The sequence below is a fragment of the Janthinobacterium sp. SUN026 genome (assembly GCF_030397625.1).
GTDB lineage: Bacteria > Pseudomonadota > Gammaproteobacteria > Burkholderiales > Burkholderiaceae_D > Janthinobacterium > Janthinobacterium kumbetense.
On sequence record NZ_JAPQNU010000002.1, the window covers coordinates 331,951 to 351,840 of the forward strand.

Below are 19,890 nucleotides of genomic sequence, written 5' to 3' on the forward strand. Positions count from 1 at the left end.
TATTGAACCAGTGTACTGAGCCTGCCCGCCAGCCCGTTGACAGGCATCAAGACCTTGGCAAACCGGGCAACACCAGGAGCGTCCCCCTTCATGCGCGACATATTGATCACCGTCATCATCCTGGGTTCGCTGCCCTTCATCCTGAAGGCGCCGGCCATCGGCGGCCTGATGTGGGTCTGGGTCAGCGTCATGAACCCGCACACGCAGGGCTGGGGTTTCGCCACCCACATGCCGTTCGCCTTCATCATCGCCATCGCCACCCTGCTCGGCCTGCTCATGACGCGCGAACCGAAGAACTTGCCGCTGACCCCCGTCAGCGTGCTGCTGCTGCTGTTCGTCGCGTGGATGAACGTGACGGCGCCGTTCGCCCTGCTGCCCCAGTCGTCGTGGGTGCAGTGGAACAAGGTCATGAAGATCATGCTGATGAGCTTTGTCGTGATGATGGTGATACGCTCGCGGCGCGACATCGTGCGCCTGGTCTGGGTGCTGGTGGGCTCGATCGGCTATTACGGCGTGAAAGGCGGCATCTTCACCATCCGCAGCGGCGGCACGGAAAGGGTGTGGGGGCCGGAAGACACGTTTATCGGCGATAACAACGCGCTGGCCCTGGCCCTGATCATCACCATCCCCCTCATGTATTATCTGCAGCAAAACACGGACCGGCGCTGGCTGCGCCACGGCTTGTCCGGGGCCATGCTGCTGTCGGCCCTCGCCGCGCTGGGCTCGTATTCGCGCGGCGGCTTGCTGGCCATCGCCGCCATGGGCCTGTTCATGTGGCTGAAAAGCGACCGCAAGCTGGTGCTGGGCGCGCTGCTCGCCGCGGTCACGCCGCTGTTGCTGGCCTTCATGCCCGAGCGCTGGGCCGAACGCATGGACACCATCAATACCTACCAGGATGACGAATCCGCCATGGGCCGCCTGAATGCGTGGCGCATGGCCTGGAACCTGGCGCGCGACCGCTTTTCCGGCGGCGGCTTCGACGTCTCCGACGCCGCCGTCTTCGCCCGCTATGCGCCAAACCCCATGGATGTGCACGCGGCGCACAGCATCTACTTCCAGGCGCTGGGCGAACACGGCTTTATCGGCTTGCTGATTTACTTGGCGCTGGGCATCGCCACCTGGCGCACGGCGGCCGCCATCATCCGCCGCACGCGGGGCAAGCCGGAATTGCGCTGGGCGCACGGCCTGGCCACCATGAGCCAGGCCAGCCTGATCGGTTTTGCCGTGGGCGGCGCCTTCCTCAGCCTGCTGTATTTCGACATGCCGTATTACCTGATGGCCGCCCTGATCGCCACGCGCATCGTCGTCGAACAGCAGGCGCCGGCCCCGACCTCGCGCCCGGCCAAGCCCCGCACCGCCATCGCGGAGCAGCCATGACGGCCGCCTTGTCCATCCTGATCTACCACCGCGTGCTGGCGCGGCCCGACCCGCTGTTTCCCGGCGAAGTCGATGCGGCCCTGTTCCAGCGCCAGTTGCGCCTGTTAAAGCGTTTCTATACGCCGCTGCCGCTGGGTGACGCCGTGCGGCGCCTGCAGGATGGCAGCCTGCCGCCGCGCGCCGCCTGCATCACCTTCGACGACGGCTATGCGGACAATGCGCAAGTCGCCCTGCCGCTGCTGCTGCGCCACGGCTTGCATGCCACGTTCTTTATCGCCACGGGCTACCTGGACGGGGGACAGATGTGGAACGACACGGTGATCGACGCCGTGCGCCAGGCGCCAGGCGCCGTGCTGGACTTGCGCGCACAGGAATTGGGGACCTTCCCCGTCGCCACCCTGGCGCAGCGGCAGGCGGCCGTCGCCACCTTGCTGGGCCGGCTCAAATACCTGCCCTTCGCGCAGCGCCAGCGGCTGGCCATGCAGATCCGCCGCCAGGCGGGCGCCCGGGCAAGCGCGCCAGCCATGCTGAGCACGGCGCAACTGCGCCAGCTGCACGGGGCCGGCATGACGCTGGGCGGGCATACGGCCAGCCATCCGATTCTATCGACCCTGGCGGAGCGGGCCGCGCAGCTGGACATCGCAAATGGCAAGCGCCAGCTGGAAAGCCTGGTCCAGGCGCCCGTCACCCTGTTTGCCTATCCGAACGGCAAGGCCGGGCGCGATTATGGCGCGCCGCACGTGGCGATGGTCAAGCGCCTCGGTTTCCAGGCGGCCGTCGCGACGGACTGGGGCGTTGCGCGCCCCGGCGCGGATCTGGACCTGCTCCAGCTGCCCCGCTTTACGCCGTGGGATCGAGGACGGCTGGCGTTTCTGTGGCGCATGCGGCAAAACCGCTGGCAAGCGCACCCAGCGCGCCCGGATGCTGGCTGAGCCACTGTTCCAGCATCAGCAGCAGCCACACCATGGTGCCGTGATAGGCCGGGTGTTCCGCCAGCAAGCGCCCTTGCAGATCGTCGATGAAGGCGGGCCGCACGATGCCGCGCCCGCGCAGCTGGGTCAAGTTGTCGAAGGCAAACTCGCGTAGCGGCACGTGGCTGTGCAGCCACTGGCCGAACGGCAAGCCGAAGCCGTGCTTTTTCTTGCGCACGATGGCCGGCGGCAAGATCTCGGCCAGCGCCCGCTTGAAGAACGGCCGCAAATTTTGTCCGTCGAGCTTGTCCCGCGGCGCCAGGCGCGCGGCAAACGCCACCATCGCATCGTGCAGGAAGGGAAACGCCGCTTCCACGCCGGCCAGCTCGCACGCCTTGCGCACCTTGAACAAGTCGTTGTCGGCCAGGGTGAAGCGCATGTCCAGGGCCAGCAGTTCATTGATCTGGCTCAAGCCCTGGCCTTGCCGCTCCCAATATGCGCCATTCACGCAGCCAGGTGCCATGCCGGGGTCGATGGTATCGATGAAGCCCGCTTCCAGCACCGTGCGGTAGCCATGGCGCAGCAGCAAGTTGTAGCCGTCGAGGCGGGCCGGCAACGGCAAGCTGGCTTGCTCGATGTAGCGGCGCGCCTTGTCGCCCAGCCTCCACGGTTTACCTGTCTGTTCACGGAACAGCAGCGGTTCGATGATGGCCTGGCGCAAGATGACGGGCAAGCGCTCGTACTGCGACAGCAAGGCCTGGTGCGCATAGCGCTCATTGCCGCCAAACAGTTCATCGCCGCCGTCGCCGCCCAGCAAGCGCGTCACGCCATCCTCGCGCGCCATCTGCGCGCAATAGTAAGCGGGAATGGCCGAGGCATTGCCGAAAGGCTGGTCGAAAATGGCCGCCATGGCGGGGATGGCGGCCAGCACGTCGCCTGGCGTCACATAGCGTTCGTGGTGCAGGCTGCCCGCATGGCTGGCCGCCAGGCGCGCATACGCCATTTCGTCATAGCCGGGAAAGTCGAAGCCGATGGAATACGTGCGCGCGGGCCGGCCCGTCACTTGCCCCATGATGGCGGCCAGGGTGGAACTGTCCGTGCCGCCGCTGAGAAACGCGCCCGTATCCGCCCCATCCGCGCCCAGGCTGCTTTCCACTGCCTGTCGCAGCAGGCGCAGGAATTCCTGCTTGTTGCTGGCGAAGGTGGCCCGCGTGCGCGCCGCCGGCTCCTGGAAGGCCAGCTGCCAATAGCTGCCCTTGCATTGCTTGCCGCCCCGCATATGCAGGTATTCGCCGGGCAGCAGGCGCTGCTGGCCCAGGTAAGCCGTGGCCGGGCCCGGCACCATGTGGAAGTACAGGTAGTGATACAGTGCCTGCGGATCGAGCGCGCCCCGCACGGACGGATGGGCCAGCAAGGCGTCCGCCGAGGAGGCAAAGAACAGGCCTTGCGCATTGCTCGCATAGCTGAGCGGATGCATGCCGGCGCGGTCCACGGCCAGCAGGGCCGAGCCGGAAAAGGCGTCGAGGATGGCCAGCGCAAAGGGGCCGGACAGGCTGGCGCAAGCCGCCACGCCACGGCTCAGCCACAGGGAGGCGAGGCGGCACGCCACGTCGTCGGCCGAACCGTCGAGCTCGGGCCGGCCCCACAGGGCCACTTGCAAGCCATCTTGCTGATACACATGGCGGCTGCCGTCGATGGCGGCCACGGCCACGCCGCCCACTTCGCTCAAGCTGCTGGCCAGCGACGCGCCATCGAAACGCGACAGGGGCGCGGCCATGCTTGCCAGCGCCGTGGCCGCATTGGCCGGAGCGCCATCGGACGCAGCGCCGTGCGCCACCCCGCCAGGCGCCGCCAGCCAACCGCACAGGCCGCTCATACGAGCACCTCGGCCGGCAGCGGATGGCCGAGAAAGGCCGTCGGGCTGGCCGTCAAGCCGTAGGCGCCCGACTGGAACACCACCACCAGGTCGCCCTCCTCGGCGCGCGCCATCTCCATTTGATCGGCCAGCAAATCCAGCGGCGTGCACAGCGGCCCCACGACGGACGCCACTTCGCGCGGCCCGCCCAGCAGCCGGTTGCCGATGGCGACCGGGTAATTCTTGCGGATCAGCTGGCCAAAGTTGCCGGACGCGGCCAGGTGGTGGTGCAAGCCGCCATCCGTCACGAGAAATACCTGCCCATGCGACACCTTGCGTTCAAGCACCTTGCACACATACACACCCGCCTCGGCCACCAGATAGCGGCCCAGTTCCAGGTTCAGGCGCGCGCCGGGCGCTTCCTGGGCCAGGATGGCGAGCTGCCGCTGCAAGCCTTCGGCGACAAGCGCCAGGTCCAGCGCCTGGTCGCCGGGAAAATACGGCACGCCGAAGCCGCCGCCGATATTCAGGGTGCGCAAGGGCGACGGTGCGCTGTCGGCCAGTTGCAGGGCCAGTTGCACGCTGAGCGCCTGCGCTTCGGCCAAGGCTGGCGCCGACAGGCTTTGCGAACCCGCATACAGGTGAAAGCCGTGAAAATCCAGTCCCAGCTGGCCGATGCGGCCCAGCAGCGCCGGCACCAGGGCCGCGTCGACGCCGAACGGCTGCGCCCCGCCGCCCATGCGCATGCCCGTGCGGCGCAAGGCGAAATCGGGATTCACGCGCACGGCCACCCTGGCAGTCAGGCCCAGCCGTTCACTGGCCAGCGCCAGGCGTTCCAGCTGGGCGCCCGACTCCACATTGACCAGCACGCCCGCGGCCACGGCCCGCGCCAGTTCCCCATCGCTCTTGCCCGGCCCCGCAAAACTGATGCGTTCGGCCGGCATGGGCGTATCGAGCGCGGTGGCCAGTTCGCCGCCGGACGCCACGTCGATGCCGTCGACCAGCCCCGCCAGCCACTGCACCACGGCCGGCATGGGGTTGGCCTTCATGGCGTAATGCACGTGCACGCCGGCGGGCATGGCGGCGCGCAAATCCGCCACGCGCCGCGCGATGTGCGCCCGTTCATAAGCATAAAACGGCGTGCTGCCCACCCGCTGGGCCAGCCGGCGCAGGGAAACACCGCCCAGCTGCAGCATGTCGTTTTCCACTGCGAACTGGCGCAGCGGTGGGTGCGATGGCAATTCCGTATTGTTCGAGCGTATCAAGTCCTTCATGCCGCATCTCCTGATTGGACCGCATACGCATGCGCCAGTTCCCTGGCCAGCAAGGGGCGGTCGATCTTGCCGTTCGGGTTGCGCGGCAACACGCCGTCGCGGATCTCCACCCACAGCGGCACCATATAGCTGGGCAAGCGCGCGCGGCAGGCGGCCAGCACGCTGTCGCGCAGCAAGACGACGCCCGGCGCGGGCGTGACGAGCAAGGCGATGGCCTGGCCCAGCACGGCATGGGGCAAGCCCAGCGCGGCCGCCTCGCCCACCAGCCCGCTCGCATACACGACTTCCTCGATCTCGGCCGGGCTGACCCGGTAGCCGGACGTCTTGATCATGTCATCGCTGCGGCCCACGAAATACAGGTAGCCGTCCGCATCGCGGCGCACCGTGTCGCCCGACCAGACGGCCAGTTCCGGCAGCACCAGGCCGCTCGCCTGGGGCGGCAGCGGCTTGAAGCGCTCGGCCGTGCGCGCCGCATCGTTCCAGTAGCCGAGCGCCACCAGCGCGCCACGGTGCACGAGCTCGCCCGGCTCGTCCGTGTCGCACGCGCTGCCGTCCGGGCGCAGCACCAGCACTTCCGCGTTGGGGATCGCTTGCCCGATGGAATCGGGGCGCCGCTCCAGCTGTTCCGGCGCCAGATACGTGGAGCGGAACGCTTCCGTCAAGCCATACATCAGGTAGACCTGCACGCGCGGCAGCGACTGGCGCAACCGGTCGAGCGTGGCGCGCTGCATCACGCCGCCCGAATTGGTGATGTAGCGCAAGGGCGTGGACAAGGGCCAGCTCAGCTGCGACAGCTGCACCCACAGGGGCGGCACGGCGGCCAGGCCCGTGATGGCTTCCTGCTCCACGGCTTCAACGATATCGCGCAGCAGCAGGTAATTCATCAGCACGGCGCAAGCGCCGCTGGCAAACGCCGTCGTCAGCTGGCTCAGGCCGTAATCAAAACTGAGCGGCAGGACGCACAAAATGCGGTCTTGCGGCGTATTGCGCAAATAGCCCGACACGCTGAGCGCGCCCGCCAGCATGTTGCGGTGCGACAGCACCACGCCTTTCGGCCGCCCCGTGCTGCCCGAGGTATATAGAATGGCGGCCATGTCCGCGTCGATCGCCGCATGCGGCCGGGACGCGCACGCGCCGGCGGGCACGTTGGCGGGCACATTTGCGGGAACGGCGGTCCACGCCAGCACGCGCACCTTGCCCAGGCGCGATTCCGGCAGCGTTTCGCCCGTCAGCAGCACCGTGCGCAAGTCCGGACAGGCGGCCAGCGCGGGGCCCAGCTGCGCCAGGCGTTCGCGCGAGGTGACGAGGATGTCCACGTTGCAATCGGCCAGGATATACGCCACCTGCTCCGGCCTGAGCAGCGGATTGACGGGCACGAACACGCCGCCGGCCGCCGCCGCGCCAAACATGGCGCTGACGTTTTCCGGGCGTTTTTCCAGGTACACGGCCACGCGCGCGCCGCGCTGCAAGCCCAGGGCCAGCAAGGCGCCGGCCGCCTCGCGCACGGATTGCGCCAGCGCGGCATAGTGCATTTCCTCACCCTGCCACGACAGGGCCGGCGCCTGCGGCGCGCGCTGCGCCGTTTCAAAGATCAGATCGTGTATCAGTGTCGCCATCGTGTCATCCCCGGGTTGCCATGATTGCCATGCATTCCCCTATGATTCAGACAAACGGCCACAGCGGTCTTGATTTTGATCAATTAACAGTTTCAGCAACACAGCTTGAGCCGGCGCAAGACCGCCGCTGGCCGCTGCGCTCTAATGGACAGCGTTGGCTGCATAGCCGCCCCATCCGTTACCGCCATGGCCCTATCCCCGCAATTTCCCCTGCTGCAACGACTGGCCGCCAGCCTCGATCAACTGGGCTGGCGCGACAGCGCCTGGCTGGCCGTGGCGCGCTTGCTGGCGATGGCGCCGGGCGGACGCTGCGCGCTGTACCGCTACCAGTTCGTCGCGCAGGCCGTCGCGCCCGGCTCGCTGTGCCGCGGGCGCGGCCAGTCGATCAAGGTGACGCCCTGCCTGGCGGAAGCGGACTTGCCGCCCGGCCCCGAGCGCCGGCCCGGCGCCCTGCGCGAGCGCTACCGGCAAGGCGCGCAATGCCTGGTGGCGCGCGACGCGTCGGGCATGCTGGGCTGGATCTGGCTGCTGCGCCACGGCTGCCAGGAAGACGAGGTGCGCGCCCGCTATGCGCTGGCGTCGCAGCAGTCGTCGTGGGACCTGGACGTGTGGGTGCACCCCGAACGGCGCGGCGGTCTCGTCTTCGCGCGCCTGTGGGAGGAAGCCAACGCCGTGCTGCACGCGCAGGGCGTGCGCTGGACGTGCAGCCGCATCTCGCGCTTCAACCGCGCCTCGCTGGGCGCCCATGCGCGCCTGGGCACGCACGCGCTGGGCACGGCCACCTTTCTTCGCTGCGGGCGCTGGCAAGCGATGGCCGCCAGCCTGCCGCCGTATCTGCACCTGTCGCGCCGTCCCGACGATATTCCCTGCCTGGCCTTCGATACGTCTTCCCTGCCGCACTACCCTTCCCTGGAGCTGACATGCCGCATCTTGAAGCAGTAAAGCACATCCTCGACACGACGCTGGGTTTGAACGGGCGCGTGCTGGAAGCCCACACGCCGCTGCTGGGCAGCGTGCCGGAACTCGACTCGATGGCCGTGATCGGCGTGATCGCCGCGCTGGAAGACCATTTCGGCATCGCGGTCGCCGACGACGACATCCATGCGCGCCACTTCGCCACCGTGGGCACCCTGCACGATTTCGTGTTTGCAAAGCTGCGGGCATGAACCGCGCCGCCCTCGACGCCCTGCCGCTGCTGCCCTTCTTCCTGCCCGCCAGCGGCGGCCAGCGCTACTGCCTGCTGCACCTGCCGCCGCCGGGCCAGGCCGCGCGCGGCGGCATCCTCTACGTGCATCCGTTCGCGGAAGAGCTGAACAAGAGCCGCCACGTGGCCGCCGCGCAGGCGCGTGCCTTTGCCGCGGCCGGCTACAGCGTGCTGCAGATCGACCTGTTCGGCTGCGGCGACAGCAGCGGCGACTTTGGCGAAGCGCGCTGGGATATCTGGCACAACGACCTGCACCTGGCTTGCGCGTGGCTGGCGCAGCGCGTCGACGGCCCGTTGACCGTATGGGGCTTGCGTCTGGGCGCCCTGCTGGCCCTCGATTTCGCCAGCCGCGCGCCGCTGCCCCTGGCGCGCTTGCTGCTGTGGCAACCGGAACTCGACGGACGGCGCAGCATCGACCGCTTCCTGCGCCTGCGCCTGGCGTCCCACATGCTGGCCGGGGCTACACAGGAAGCGCCCGGCCAGGCGCGCGCCGCGCTGGCGGAAAGTGCACCTGTGGAAGTGGCCGGCTACCTGCTGGCGCCCGAACTGGCGCAGGCCATCGACGGTGTCAACGCGTCGACGCTGCTGCCTTGCGTGCCCGTCTACTGGCTCGATTACCGCGCGGCGGAGCAAAAGGACGCCTGGTCGCCGCCGCTGCTGGCGCGGCAATGGCGCAAACGCGGCGCCGCCGTGCACGTGGCCAGCTTCGACGACGGCCCGTTCTGGCACAGCGGCGAGCTGCTCGCGTGCCCGCAACTGCTGTACGCCACGCGGGAACTGTGCCGCGACTGGCTCGACGAGGAAAGGTCCCCGCGATGAAGCGCGACGACAGCCGGCAGCACGCCGTGCGCGAGCTGGCCCTGCGCTTTCGCAGTGCAGCCGAAGACGAGGAGGCGCAGGCGCGCCTGGCCGGCATCCTCAGCCTGCCCGACGCGCCTGGCCCGCGCGGCGTCCTGATCGTCACGGGCGGACCGCAGTACCGGATCGGCAGCCACCGCCAGTTCGTCCTGCTGGCGCGCGCGCTGGCCGCGCAAGGCTGGCCCGTGCTGCGCTTCGACTTGCGCGGCATGGGCGACAGCGAGGGCGGCGCGCGCGACTACCGCGCCGCCGGTCCCGACATCGCCGGGGCGCTGGCGCAATTCTTCGACGCCGTGCCCTCGTTGCGCGAAGTGGCGCTGTGGGGCTTGTGCGACGGCGCCACGGCCGCCGCCTGCCATGCGCCACGCGACGCGCGCGTCAAGGCGCTGGTCCTGCTCAACCCGTGGGTGCGCAGCAGCGCCGGCCTGGCGCGCGCCACCTTGCGCCATTATTACTTCGGGCGCCTGCTGCAAGGCGACTTCTGGCGCAAGCTGGCCAAAGGCGGATTGCGGCTGGGCGCCAGCCTGGCGTCGCTGCGCCAGGTGGCGGCCGCCACGCGGGCAGCGCCAACGGGGGAAGACGACGCGCCCGCGCCGGCCCTGCTGCGGGCGCTGGCGCAATTCCAGGGCAAGGTCTTGCTGATCCTCAGCGGCGACGACCTGGGCGCGCGCGAGTGGCAGGCGCTGCTCGAAGGCGACGCGGCGTGGCGCGCCGTGGCCGCCCGCGGGCAATGGACGCAGGCGCAGGTCGACGGCGCCAACCACACGTTTGCCAGCGCCGCCTGGCGCGGCGCGGTCGAACAGCTGTGCGCGCGGTGGCTGCAGTCATGGTAGCGGCCCGGCCAAAACGGGTGCTGATGGTCGCCTACCATTTTCCGCCCCTGGCAGGCGGCAGCGGCATCCTGCGCACCCTGGGCTTTGCGCGCCATTTGCCCGACTGCGGCTGGCAGCCGCTCGTGCTCAGCCCCAGCGCCAGCGCATATGCGCAGCGGGGCGATACGCAACTGGCGCAGGCCGCCACGCAAGCCACCGTGCGGCGCACCCTGGCGCTGGATGCGGCGCGCCATTTCGCCGTCGGCGGGCGCTATCCGCGCTGCCTGGCGCTGCCCGACCGCTGGAGTTCCTGGTGGCTGAGCGCCGTGCCGGCCGGCCTGCGCATGATCCGCGCCTACCGTCCCGACGCCATCTGGTCGACGTACCCGATCGCCACGGCGCATTTGATCGCGCTGACCCTGCATAAACTCAGCGGCCTGCCGTGGATCGCCGACCAGCGCGACCCGATGCTGGACGACAGCGACCCGCAGGCGCCGTATCCGCCCGAGCCGCGCCTGCACCGCATGCATGCGTGGATCGAACAGCGCATCGCAGCACGCAGCGCGGCCATCGTCTGCACCACGCCGGGCGCCATCGCGGCGCACCAGCGGCGCCTGGCGCAGGTGGCGCGCGAGCGTTTCCACCTGATCGAGAACGGTTACGATGAAGACGGCTATGCGCATGACGGCGGCCATGAGCGCACGGGCCAACGCGGCCGCTTCCTGCTGCTGCACAGCGGCGTGATCTACCCGTCCGAGCGCGATCCGCAAGCGCTGTTCGAAGCGCTGGCCCGGCTGCGCCGCGACGGCGTGCTCCACGCGCGCAATTTCCAGCTGGTGCTGCGCGCCACGGGCCACGATGCGTGGCTGGCGGGCCTGCTGGTGAAATACGCCATCCTCGACCTGGTGCGCCTGGAACCCTTGCAGCCGCACGGCGCGGCGCTGCAGGAAATGCAGGCCGCGGACGGCTTGCTGCTGCTGCAGGCGGCCAATTGCAACGGGCAGATTCCCGCCAAGCTGTATGAATACCTGCGCTGCCGCCGGCCCATCCTCGCGCTGACCGACGCGGCGGGCGACAGCGCAGCCAAGCTGCGCCACTGCGGCATCGACACCATCGGCCAGCTGGCCTCCAGCGGCGATTGCGCGCGCGCCCTGCTGCACTTCCTGGAACTGGCGCGCCAGGGCCAGGCGCCGCTGGCCAGCCCCGCCGCCATCGCCCTGCAATCGCGGCAAGCCCGCAGCAACGCCTTGGCCGCCTTGCTGGACCAGGTCAGTCACAGGAGCCCGACATGAAGCATCGCCTGCTTGCTTGCACCCTCGCCGCCTGCTGCGCCCATGCCGGCGCGGCCGAATGCCCGCCCTACGTCAAGCACACGCCGGGCGGCGACTACACGAGCGAGGAAGACCGTTCCGGCCTGTCCGTGGTCGAGAAATTCCATTTTTCGCGCGCCGTGGAAACGCTCACGCAAGGCATGACGACCAGCCTGGGCGGCGACATCAGCTACACGCTCGAGCACTTCCCGAATCACCACCGGGCGCTGGCGTCGATGGCAAAACTCGGCTTGCGGCTGAAAAGCGCGCAACCCGTCGGCGCCCGCTACACGGTCAACTGCTACTTCGAACGGGCGATCGCCTTCGCGCCGCACGACGTGACGGCGCGCATGGTGTATGGCAACTACCTGCTGGCCACGGGCCAGGACGCGGCAGCGCTGGAACAGCTGGACTCCGCCAGCCGCCTGGCGCCCGACCAGGCCACCATCCAGTACAACCTGGGCTTGATGTACGTGAAAAAGAAGGAATACGACAAGGCCAGCGCGCACGCGCAAAAAGCCTACGCGCTGGGATTTCCCTTGCCGGGCCTGAAGAACAAGCTGAAGGCGGCGGGCAAGTGGAAAGAGCCGCCGCCGGCCGTCGTGGAAGCCAAGGAAGCACCGAAGGCAGCGACAGAACCGGCCGTGCCGCCGGTCGAACAGCCTAGCGGGGAATGACGGCGGGCCGCCCGGCCACGCTCATATGCCCGGTCGGCGACGCGGCCAGCGCGGCCGCCAGGTCGCGCCGCGACTGCGCCTTGTCGGCGGCATTGCCGATGTGCGCCAGTTCCGCCGGCTGCAGCACGGTGGCGGTGAGCAGCATCACTTCGCCATACGGCGTGTCGAAGGATGGGGGAATCGTCGCCACGCCCTGGGCCAGCAGCACGCCCACCTGTTCGTTTTCGTCTTCCAGTCCTGCCGGAGCATCCTGCACGTCCAGCACCATCGACACGCTGCCGTGGCGCTGCAGCAGCAAATCGATGGAACCGTGGTCGGCCGCATTCTGGCTGACCTGGTAAATCACGTCGAAGAGCCAGGATTGCGCCACTTCCTGGTCGTCGAAGGCGGACAGCGGCGCTTCGATGCACACTTCCAGCAGGTGGCCGCGCGGGACGAACACGTCGTCGTCATCCTCGAACGGATCGCTCAAGCCATCGCTGGCGAGAATGATCGACTCGGCGCGGCGGATCACGCGCCACGCCTGGCGCAACGATGGCCAGCGCGGGCCTCCCATGAAGGCGGGATTAACGAGGGGCGCCAGCACGTCGGCATCTACAGTGCCCAGGGTGGCGTAAAAGGCGTCGCGCGCGGCGCAGGCCGCAGCCAGCATCCGCGCGCCCGCTTCCTTGCCGACGACGGCGTCGTCCGGTTGCGCTACTTGGGGAATGTCGTTATCAGGCATGTTATTAATCCTTTATTTACGACACCTGACAAAACCGTAGCGAGCGGAAGGGAGAGGTGGCTAAGAAGCGCAACCGTACTCTAGTACGGTGAGCATCGCAGGCCGCCTATACCGACGCGCAGTAGGTTTTTTCAGGTGTCAATCGGCAGGTGGAAAGTCATGATAGGAACGGGGCAGATAGCCCCAGATGCGCGCCACCCGGTCGCGCACCTCGAAATCGAAGCCGATGCGTGCCAGTTCCGGCACGATCCACACGCCATGGTCGATGATTTTCTTTGGCAGCAGCATGGCCACGTGTTCTTCCGAGTACAGGCTGATGTCGAACCATTCCACGCCCAGGAAGGGAAACGGCGGGTGGTAATCCCATTCCGTATCCCAGCGCGAGACATAGCCGGTGACGGAGCCGTAACGGTAGGACGGCGCCCAATCGGGCTGCCCGCGCATGAAGGCCAGCAACGCGTTCCACTTGCAGTCGTTGGCGGCGCCGGCCAGGTTGCGCCGCGCGATGTGGCCGCGCAGCTTGCGCTTGACGTCGTCGCCGCCCGCATCGGCCTGCGGCAAGCCGTGCGTCGCTGATGCCGTCATGCGGGCGTATCCTGCGCGTCGCTCACGCGGAGGTTCGCCCGCAGATCCTCGACCAGGCGCTTGCGGCTGCTCAAGGCGTATTCGATGGGCGAAAAAGGCATGGCGGCCGCCGCATAGGCATCGATCAGCGCATGCATCTGCTGCGCCTGCGCTTGCGCCAACAGCGTCTTGCTGCCATTCCCGCTTTGCTGCGCGAGCTTTTCCTGCAGCACTTCCTTCCAGGCGATGTGCGCCTCGGACATGGGATTGGCCACGCACAGGGAAAACGTACCGTTCAAGAAATACGTCCAGGCGCTGTCGGTGCGGGCGCGCAAGCCCTCCGCGATCGGCGCGCCCCTGTCGTCGAAACTGTCGCGCAGGCGCCAGGTCGTCAGGTTCAGGGTCGCCAGCGCGGCCGCGTAGCGGGAAGCAAATTGCGCCTGCAGGCGCGCTTGCGCCGTTTCCGCATCGCCGGCAACAGCGTCACGCGCAATGGCAATCCAGGCCAGCTGGGACGGCGGAAAATAGCGGCCGGCCCTGGCCCCCGGCGCCGCCATGGCGCCAAAGACGAACGAGCACAGATTGCCACTGGCATCGACCACGTATGCCGGCGCGGGAACCAGGCGGGCCTGGATCAGGGCGTCGATTTCTTCCATGGTCATGGCGGCGGCGGCCGCCAGCTGCGTCTCGTCCAGATAGTGCTGCGCGAGATAATGATCGAGTTCCGTCATGCACCGGCTTCCATGTTGATGACTGTTGTATCGGCCAACACGCTTACGGCGCCACCGGCTTGACCTTGGACGCGGCCAGCACGGCGCGCGCGCGGGCCGTGTCGATGTCGTCGGCCGTGGCCAGCGCCACGCCCATGCGGCGGCGGGCGAACGATTCCGGCTTGCCGAACAGGCGCAAGTCCGTACCCGGCACGCTCAAGGCGTCGGCCACGCCTTCGAAGGCGATGCCTTTCGCTTCCAGCTGGCCATAGATGACGGCCGAGGCGCCGGGCGAACGCAGCGCCACGTTGACGGGCAAGCCGAGGATGGCTTTCGCGTGCAGCTCGAATTCGCTCTGCACCTGGCTGGCCATGGTGACCATGCCCGTGTCATGCGGACGGGGGCTCACTTCCGAGAACCACACCATGTCGTCCTTGACGAACAGTTCCACGCCGAACAGGCCCAGGCCGCCCAGGTTGTCCGTCACCTTGCGCGCGATCTCGCGCGCGCGTTCGAGCGCCAGCGGCGCCATGCGGGCCGGCTGCCACGATTCCACGTAGTCGCCGTGCACCTGCAAGTGGCCGATCGGCTCGCAAAACTGCGTCTCGACCTGCCCCGAAGCCCCGACGGCGCGCACCGTCAGCAGGGTGATTTCATAATCGAAGTCGATGAAACCCTCGACGATGACGCGGCCCGTATCGACCCGGCTGCCGCTGGCCGCATACGCCCACGCCGCGTCCACCTCGGCGGCGCCATCGAGCTTGGACTGGCCCTTGCCCGACGACGACATCACGGGTTTCACGACGCACGGGAAACCGATTTCCCGGCAAGCGTCCTGCAACTCCTGCAGGCTGCTGGCGAAGCGGTACGGCGACGTCGCCACGCCCAGGGTTTCAGCGGCCAGGGTGCGGATGCCTTCGCGGTTCATCGTCAGCATGGCCGCGCGCGCGTTCGGAATGCACGTGATTTGCCCGGCCGCTTCCAGCGCAGCCAGGGTATCGGTGGCGATGGCTTCGATTTCCGGCACGATCAGATCCGGCTTTTCCAGGGCTATCAAGGCAGCCAGCGCCACGCCGTCGCTCATGTCGATCACGTGCGAGCGGTGCGCCACCGGATGGCCCGGCGCGTTCGGATAGCGGTCGACGGCGATCACTTCCACGCCCAGGCGCTGCAGCGAGATGATCACTTCCTTGCCCAGCTCGCCGGAACCGAGCAGCATGACTTTGATGGCGGTGGACGACAGCGGTGTGCCGAAGGTGCGGGGCGCGATGGTGCTGCTGGTGTTGCTAGTGGTCATGGCAGGGTCTGTAGGCAGATGGAAAGATGGCTGGGACTATAACAAATGCCGGCCCGCTTGGACAGGGTGCGCCAACCGTGCAGGCGCTGGCGGCGGCACTTGCCAGCGCCCGCAGTCAATGCAATAATTGAGAATGATTCTCAATTAACCATCGCCGACCATCGTCCTTGCCGCCATGAACCCTGCCGCACCGCCCGACCTTGCCACCCTGTACCGCGCCCACCACGGCTGGCTGCAGGGCTGGCTGCGGCATAAGCTGGGCTGCGGCGCCGATGCGGCCGACGTGGCGCACGACACTTTCCTGCGCCTGCTGCAGCGGCGCGAACGGCCGCAGCCGGCCCTGCGCGAACCGCGCGCCTACCTGACGCGCATCGCGCAAGGCCTGGTGATCGACCATTACCGGCGCCGCGACGTGGAATACGCCTACCTGCAGGCGCTGGCCGCCCTGCCCGAACAGACGGCGCCGTCGCCCGAAACGCGGCTGCTGATCATCGACACCCTGGTGCGCCTCGATACGGCGCTCGACGCCCTCAAGCCGCGCGCCAGGCAGGCCTTTTTGCTGGCCCAGCTGGACGGCTTGACGGGGCCCGCCATCGCCGCCAGGCTCGACGTCTCGCTGGCCACCGTCGAGCGCGACCTGGCCAGCGCCTGGCGCGCCTGCTACCGCGTGTATTTCCAGTGACGGCCGCCTTGCAGGATGACCCCGTCGAGCAAGCGATCGCCTGGGCCGTGCGCCTGCAGATGCACGGCGCCACGCCGGACGCCCTGCAGTCGCTGCAGCGCTGGCGCGATGCCGATCCCGGCCACGAACAGGCGTGGCAGCGCCTGGCCGCCATCGGCCATCAATTCTCGGGCTTGCCGCCGGAAGCGAGCCGCGCCACCCTCGACGCCAGCCTGGCGCGCCGCCGCCAGCGCCGCCAAGCCTTGAAAGTGCTGGCCGGTATCGGCTTTGCCGGCACGGCCGCCTGGTTCGCCATCGATACGCGCGCCGACTACCGCACGGGCACGGGGCAGCGCCTGGCCGTGCGCCTGCCGGACGGCAGCTTGCTGCACCTGAATGCGGGAACGGCCGTCAGGCTGCGCTTTGACGGCAAGCAACGGCTGCTGACCTTGCTGCATGGCGAGCTGGCCGTCACCACGCAAGCCGACCCGCAGCGCCGGCCGTTTCTCGTCGACACGGGCGAAGCGCGCATGCTGGCGCTGGGCACGCGCTTCACGGTGCGCCGTCTCGCCGGCGCCGACGGCATGCTGACGCGCCTGGCCGTGCAGGAGCATGCGGTGCAGCTGCAGGCCGGCGCAAGCACAGGCGTGGCCAGTCCCGTGCTGGTACGGGCCGGCGACAGCGTCCTGACGGATGGCGCGCGCACCTGGCGCGAGCCGGTCCATGACGATCCGGCCGCCTGGCTCGACGGCGTGATTGCCGCGCGCGACATGCCCCTGGGCCAGCTGGTGGCCGAACTGGCGCGCCACCGGCACGGCTTGCTGCTGTGCGACGCCGATATCGCCAGCTTGCCCGTCTCCGGCGTCTTCCAGCTGGACGACCCCGAACGTGCCCTGCGCGTGCTGCTGCAGACGCAGCCCATCGTGGCCGTGTACCGCACGCGCTTCTGGGTCACGCTGAAAAAAGCGTAAAAAAGATGAGGGGATCGGGCTGGCCGCACGGCATACAGCTTGATACCCCCCAACTTGATAGCGATTATGAACCACTCTTTCCTGCCCCGCCCCCAGCCATTCCCACCACTTCCCGCCCGCTCCCGCCTGGCCGGCGCCGTCGCCGGCGCCCTGCTGCTGCTCGGCGCGGCGCCCGTCCTGGCCCAGCACAAGCCGCCGCAGGCCAGCAGCGCCAGCGCCACGTACACCCTGCAGATCGCCGCCGGCCCGCTCGATGCGGCGCTGGAACAGCTGGCACGCAAGGCGGGCCTGACGCTTACCTACCAGGCGGCCGAGGTGCGCGGCTTGCGCACGGCCGGCCTGGCCGGCAATTACAGCGCCGCCGCCGGCCTCGATGCGCTGCTTGCCGGCAGCGGCCTGGCGGCGCTGCGGCTGGCGCCCAACGATTTCGTCCTGCGCCCGCTGCCCAAGTCGGCGAACGCGGCGGCCGATGGCGCGCAGCAACTGGCCGAAATCACGGTCACGGCCGGCGGCGAGCCGGCGCTGGAAACGGAAGGCAGCGGCGCCTATGCGGCGGCGCTGGCTGGCACGGCCACGCGTTTTACCCTGTCGCCGCGCGAAACGCCGCAATCGCTGACCGTCATCACGCGCCAGCAGATGGATGACCAGGGCGTGCTGAGCCTGGCCGACGTGCTGCAGCAAACTCCGGGCGTGACCGTTTCGCACGACGATACAGAGCGCTATAACTACTATGCGCGCGGCTTCAGCCTGAACAGCTTCCAGTATGACGGCGTGCCCACCTTCGATTTCAGCACCAATTCGAACGGCCTGGGCATCCGCGACATGGCCATCTACGACAGGGTGGAAGTGGTGCGCGGCGCGAATGGCCTGATGAGCGGCGCAGGCAGCCCGGCCGGCGCCGTCAACCTGGTGCGCAAGAAACCCACGCGCCAGTTCCAGGCGTATGCGCAGGCGGGCATCGGCAGCTGGGACCGCTACCGCGCGGAAGCCGATGTCTCCGGCCCCTTGAATGCGGACGGTTCCGTGCGCGCGCGCCTGGTGGCCGCGCACCAGGAGCACGGCTCCTACATCGACTATTACCAGCAGGACAAGAGCGTGGTGTACGGCGTCATCGAGGCCGATGTGACGCCGCGCACGCGCGTGCTGGCCGGCATCGATTACCAGAAAATCGATTCGAAGGGGTCGTCGTTCGGCCAGAATCCCCTGTTTTACGCCGATGGCAGCCGCACGCGGTTCGCGCGCGCCTTCAACCCCGCCGCGCGCTGGACGGACGCGGGCAGCACCAGCACGCGCGTGTTCGCCGCCGCCGAGCACCTGTTCGACAACGGCTGGCAAGTGAAGGCGGAAGCGAGCCACTGGAAAGGCGATACGGACCAGTTGCAGGCGAACATCATCAGCTGGGGACCGTATCCAAACCCCGCCACGGGCCTGGCCACCGTGCAGCGGGGCGCGAAAACCTATGTCATCGACAGCAATTCCCTCGATGCGTATGCAACGGGACCATTCCAGTGGCTGGGCCGCCAGCATGAACTGGTGCTGGGCGTCAACGCCAGTCACCGCACGTCCGACTACCTGGCGTATGGCGGCGGCAATGTGGAAATCGATTACCGCCACTGGAACAACAATGTGCCGCTGCCGGCGAGCATGGCCGTCAGCCTGACGCAAAAATACAGCTTCAAGGAGTACGCGGCGTACGGCGCGGCCCGCTTCAAGCCGGCCGATGGAATGTCGCTGATCGTCGGCAGCCGCCTGAACAGCTATGAGCGCACGGGCGACCTGATCTACGGCTGGGGCGGCACGGGCCGCGACGACGCGAAGGAAAAACACCGGCTGGTGCCGTATGCGGGCGCCGTCTACGACTTGAACGGCACGTATTCCGCGTATCTCAGCTATGCCAGCATCTTCGAGCCGCAATCGGTCAGCGACGCGAATGCCAGGGCGCTGCCGCCCACCACGGGGAAATCCTGGGAAAGCGGCATCAAGGGCGAGTTTTTCGAGCGCAAGCTGAACGCCAGCGTGGCCATCTTTCACATCCAGCAAGACAACCTGGCCGATTACGTGGGCACGGACGCCAACGAACGGGAAGTCTACCGGCCCATCGACGGCACCACCACGCGCGGCGTGGAGCTGGAAGTGGCGGGCCAGTTGTTGCCGGGCTGGCAAGTGCAGGCGGGCGCGACGTTCAGCCGCCCGCGCGACAAGGATGGCCAGCGCATCGATACGACGCGCCCCGAACGCAGCGTCAAGCTGGCGACCAGCTACCGCCTGGGCGGCGACTGGCGCCGCTTGAGCGTGGGCGGCAATATCAACTGGCAAGGCCGGACCTATTACCACACCGTCCTGACGGGCGACGTGCCGGCGCGCGCCGACGAAGGCAGCTTTGGCGTGGCGGGACTGATGGCGCGCTACGAGTTCGGCAAGGGGCTCAGCGCCGTGCTGAATATCAATAATGTCTTCGACAAGCGTTACTACAGTGGCTATGGCCTGTACGGCAGCGGCTACTATGGCGACCCGCGCAACGCGCAGCTGACCTTGCGGGCCAGCTTCTAACCGGCGTACGCCCGCTTGATCTCGTCAATGTCGATCTTTTTCATGCCCATCATGGCCTTCATCACGCGCCCGGCCTTGACGGGATCGGGATCGGTCAGCAGCTTGATCATGAGGGTGGGCACGATTTGCCACGACACGCCGAACTGGTCCTTGAGCCAGCTGCATTGCTGCGCTTCCGGCGGCCCCCCTTCGGACAGCAGGCGCCAGTAATGGTCGACCTCGTCCTGGGTTTCGCAGTTGACCTGGAACGAGATCGCCTCGGAAAACTGGAACAGGGGGCCGCCATTCAAGCCCGTGAACGTCTGGCCGTCCAGCTCGAAGGCCACCGTCAGCACGCTGCCCGGCTCCTGGCCGTGGATTTCCCTGCCCTCTTCGCCATAGCGCAGGATCTGGCCGATCTTTGAATTGGGAAATATTTCAGTGTAAAACCGGGCCGCCGCCTCGGCGTTGCCGTTGAACCATAAACATGGGGTAATCTTTTGTACGCTGTGCATGATGTCTCCCTTGGCCGAAGTAGAA

General features: G+C 68.0%; 19 protein-coding genes. 11 read left to right on the forward strand and 8 right to left on the reverse strand.

Features of this window, described 5'->3' with window-relative positions; genetic code table 11:
* The first annotated feature begins 90 nt into the window (after window positions 1-90).
* Both OX459_RS11270 and OX459_RS11275 read left to right on the forward strand, forming a co-directional pair.
* Window positions 91-1,377: a putative O-glycosylation ligase, exosortase A system-associated gene (locus OX459_RS11270; protein ID WP_289905075.1), complete on the forward strand. Its 1,287-nt coding sequence runs from the start codon at window positions 91-93 to the stop codon at window positions 1,375-1,377.
* A complete protein-coding gene (locus OX459_RS11275) occupies window positions 1,374-2,309 on the forward strand; it encodes a polysaccharide deacetylase family protein (RefSeq protein WP_289905076.1) in 936 nt (311 codons plus the stop codon). The genes OX459_RS11270 and OX459_RS11275 overlap by 4 nt, the downstream gene beginning before the upstream one ends.
* Here the strand turns inward: OX459_RS11275 and OX459_RS11280 are convergent.
* The 3 genes from OX459_RS11280 to OX459_RS11290 are packed head-to-tail and all read right to left on the reverse strand — an operon-like array spanning window position 2,218 to window position 7,033.
* A complete protein-coding gene (locus OX459_RS11280) occupies window positions 2,218-4,164 on the reverse strand; it encodes an asparagine synthase-related protein (protein ID WP_289905077.1) in 1,947 nt (648 codons plus the stop codon). The two genes, OX459_RS11275 and OX459_RS11280, sit on opposite strands and share 92 nt — an antisense overlap.
* Complete coding sequence (locus OX459_RS11285) at window positions 4,161-5,417, reverse strand: pyridoxal-dependent decarboxylase, exosortase A system-associated (RefSeq protein ID WP_289905078.1); 1,257 nt, start codon at window positions 5,415-5,417, stop codon at window positions 4,161-4,163. Before OX459_RS11285 ends, OX459_RS11280 begins: the two co-directional genes overlap by 4 nt.
* Window positions 5,414-7,033, reverse strand: a complete 1,620-nt coding sequence (locus OX459_RS11290) for an acyl-CoA ligase (AMP-forming), exosortase A system-associated (protein ID WP_289905079.1) — start codon at window positions 7,031-7,033, stop codon at window positions 5,414-5,416. The genes OX459_RS11285 and OX459_RS11290 overlap by 4 nt, the downstream gene beginning before the upstream one ends.
* 186 nt (window positions 7,034-7,219) lie before the next feature.
* On the opposite strand from OX459_RS11290, the gene OX459_RS11295 reads away from it, so the two are divergent.
* Genes OX459_RS11295 through OX459_RS11320 form a run of 6 tightly spaced genes read left to right on the forward strand, consistent with a single transcriptional unit; the run spans window position 7,220 to window position 11,894 of the window.
* A complete protein-coding gene (locus OX459_RS11295; RefSeq protein ID WP_289905080.1) occupies window positions 7,220-7,975 on the forward strand; it encodes a hypothetical protein in 756 nt (251 codons plus the stop codon).
* Window positions 7,954-8,199, forward strand: coding sequence for a phosphopantetheine-binding protein (locus OX459_RS11300; protein ID WP_099668090.1), 246 nt, complete (start codon window positions 7,954-7,956; stop codon window positions 8,197-8,199). The genes OX459_RS11295 and OX459_RS11300 overlap by 22 nt, the downstream gene beginning before the upstream one ends.
* Window positions 8,196-9,056: a hydrolase 2, exosortase A system-associated gene (locus OX459_RS11305; protein WP_289905081.1), complete on the forward strand. Its 861-nt coding sequence runs from the start codon at window positions 8,196-8,198 to the stop codon at window positions 9,054-9,056. Before OX459_RS11300 ends, OX459_RS11305 begins: the two co-directional genes overlap by 4 nt.
* Window positions 9,053-9,928: a hydrolase 1, exosortase A system-associated gene (locus tag OX459_RS11310; protein ID WP_289905082.1), complete on the forward strand. Its 876-nt coding sequence runs from the start codon at window positions 9,053-9,055 to the stop codon at window positions 9,926-9,928. Before OX459_RS11305 ends, OX459_RS11310 begins: the two co-directional genes overlap by 4 nt.
* The gene (locus OX459_RS11315) at window positions 9,922-11,199 is read left to right on the forward strand and encodes a glycosyltransferase (protein ID WP_289905083.1); all 1,278 of its coding nucleotides are present in this window, start codon (window positions 9,922-9,924) and stop codon (window positions 11,197-11,199) included. The genes OX459_RS11310 and OX459_RS11315 overlap by 7 nt, the downstream gene beginning before the upstream one ends.
* The gene (locus OX459_RS11320; RefSeq protein ID WP_289905084.1) at window positions 11,196-11,894 is read left to right on the forward strand and encodes a tetratricopeptide repeat protein; all 699 of its coding nucleotides are present in this window, start codon (window positions 11,196-11,198) and stop codon (window positions 11,892-11,894) included. Before OX459_RS11315 ends, OX459_RS11320 begins: the two co-directional genes overlap by 4 nt.
* Here the strand turns inward: OX459_RS11320 and OX459_RS11325 are convergent.
* The 4 genes from OX459_RS11325 to purT all read right to left on the reverse strand — a co-directional run bounded on the left by OX459_RS11325 (window position 11,881) and on the right by purT (window position 15,189).
* A complete protein-coding gene (locus OX459_RS11325; RefSeq protein ID WP_289905085.1) occupies window positions 11,881-12,618 on the reverse strand; it encodes a hypothetical protein in 738 nt (245 codons plus the stop codon). The two genes, OX459_RS11320 and OX459_RS11325, sit on opposite strands and share 14 nt — an antisense overlap.
* A gap of 138 nt (window positions 12,619-12,756) precedes the next feature.
* Window positions 12,757-13,203 (reverse strand): DUF6678 family protein, encoded by a 447-nt coding sequence (locus OX459_RS11330; protein WP_099664086.1) that lies wholly within the window; start codon window positions 13,201-13,203, stop codon window positions 12,757-12,759.
* Entirely contained in the window at window positions 13,200-13,913 is a 714-nt protein-coding gene (locus OX459_RS11335; protein WP_289905086.1) for a DUF6058 family natural product biosynthesis protein, read from the reverse strand. The genes OX459_RS11330 and OX459_RS11335 overlap by 4 nt, the downstream gene beginning before the upstream one ends.
* A 43-nt stretch (window positions 13,914-13,956) precedes the next feature.
* Window positions 13,957-15,189: a formate-dependent phosphoribosylglycinamide formyltransferase gene (purT, locus tag OX459_RS11340; protein ID WP_289905087.1), complete on the reverse strand. Its 1,233-nt coding sequence runs from the start codon at window positions 15,187-15,189 to the stop codon at window positions 13,957-13,959.
* Window positions 15,190-15,364: 175 nt separating this feature from the next.
* On the opposite strand from purT, the gene OX459_RS11345 reads away from it, so the two are divergent.
* The 3 genes from OX459_RS11345 (at window position 15,365) to OX459_RS11355 (ending at window position 19,371) form a co-directional block, all read left to right on the forward strand.
* Window positions 15,365-15,871 carry a sigma-70 family RNA polymerase sigma factor gene (locus tag OX459_RS11345; RefSeq protein ID WP_289905088.1) on the forward strand — a complete coding sequence of 169 codons (507 nt, stop codon included), beginning with the start codon at window positions 15,365-15,367 and terminating at the stop codon, window positions 15,869-15,871.
* Between the two features lie 8 nt (window positions 15,872-15,879).
* Window positions 15,880-16,821 (forward strand): FecR domain-containing protein, encoded by a 942-nt coding sequence (locus OX459_RS11350; protein ID WP_289905089.1) that lies wholly within the window; start codon window positions 15,880-15,882, stop codon window positions 16,819-16,821.
* A 66-nt stretch (window positions 16,822-16,887) separates the two neighbouring features.
* Complete coding sequence (locus tag OX459_RS11355) at window positions 16,888-19,371, forward strand: TonB-dependent siderophore receptor (protein WP_289905090.1); 2,484 nt, start codon at window positions 16,888-16,890, stop codon at window positions 19,369-19,371.
* On the opposite strand, the gene OX459_RS11360 is transcribed toward OX459_RS11355, so the two are convergent.
* Entirely contained in the window at window positions 19,368-19,868 is a 501-nt protein-coding gene (locus OX459_RS11360) for a VOC family protein (protein WP_251349222.1), read from the reverse strand. The genes OX459_RS11355 and OX459_RS11360 overlap by 4 nt on opposite strands.
* Window positions 19,869-19,890: the final 22 nt, after the last annotated feature.

Bases quoted from the DNA above. Each gene is read 5' to 3' on its own strand.
- OX459_RS11290 (WP_289905079.1), bottom strand. From the start codon at position 7,033: ATGGCGACACTGATACACGATCTGATCTTTGAAACGGCGCAGCGCGCG.
- OX459_RS11325 (WP_289905085.1), bottom strand. From the start codon at position 12,618: ATGCCTGATAACGACATTCCCCAAGTAGCGCAACCGGACGACGCCGTC.
- OX459_RS11355 (WP_289905090.1), top strand. From the start codon at position 16,888: ATGAACCACTCTTTCCTGCCCCGCCCCCAGCCATTCCCACCACTTCCC.
- OX459_RS11285 (WP_289905078.1), bottom strand. From the start codon at position 5,417: ATGAAGGACTTGATACGCTCGAACAATACGGAATTGCCATCGCACCCA.
- OX459_RS11315 (WP_289905083.1), top strand. From the start codon at position 9,922: ATGGTAGCGGCCCGGCCAAAACGGGTGCTGATGGTCGCCTACCATTTT.
- OX459_RS11275 (WP_289905076.1), top strand. From the start codon at position 1,374: ATGACGGCCGCCTTGTCCATCCTGATCTACCACCGCGTGCTGGCGCGG.
- OX459_RS11300 (WP_099668090.1), top strand. From the start codon at position 7,954: ATGCCGCATCTTGAAGCAGTAAAGCACATCCTCGACACGACGCTGGGT.
- OX459_RS11330 (WP_099664086.1), bottom strand. From the start codon at position 13,203: ATGACGGCATCAGCGACGCACGGCTTGCCGCAGGCCGATGCGGGCGGC.
- purT (WP_289905087.1), bottom strand. From the start codon at position 15,189: ATGACCACTAGCAACACCAGCAGCACCATCGCGCCCCGCACCTTCGGC.
- OX459_RS11295 (WP_289905080.1), top strand. From the start codon at position 7,220: ATGGCCCTATCCCCGCAATTTCCCCTGCTGCAACGACTGGCCGCCAGC.
- OX459_RS11305 (WP_289905081.1), top strand. From the start codon at position 8,196: ATGAACCGCGCCGCCCTCGACGCCCTGCCGCTGCTGCCCTTCTTCCTG.
- OX459_RS11345 (WP_289905088.1), top strand. From the start codon at position 15,365: ATGAACCCTGCCGCACCGCCCGACCTTGCCACCCTGTACCGCGCCCAC.
- OX459_RS11280 (WP_289905077.1), bottom strand. From the start codon at position 4,164: ATGAGCGGCCTGTGCGGTTGGCTGGCGGCGCCTGGCGGGGTGGCGCAC.
- OX459_RS11270 (WP_289905075.1), top strand. From the start codon at position 91: ATGCGCGACATATTGATCACCGTCATCATCCTGGGTTCGCTGCCCTTC.
- OX459_RS11320 (WP_289905084.1), top strand. From the start codon at position 11,196: ATGAAGCATCGCCTGCTTGCTTGCACCCTCGCCGCCTGCTGCGCCCAT.
- OX459_RS11335 (WP_289905086.1), bottom strand. From the start codon at position 13,913: ATGACGGAACTCGATCATTATCTCGCGCAGCACTATCTGGACGAGACG.
- OX459_RS11310 (WP_289905082.1), top strand. From the start codon at position 9,053: ATGAAGCGCGACGACAGCCGGCAGCACGCCGTGCGCGAGCTGGCCCTG.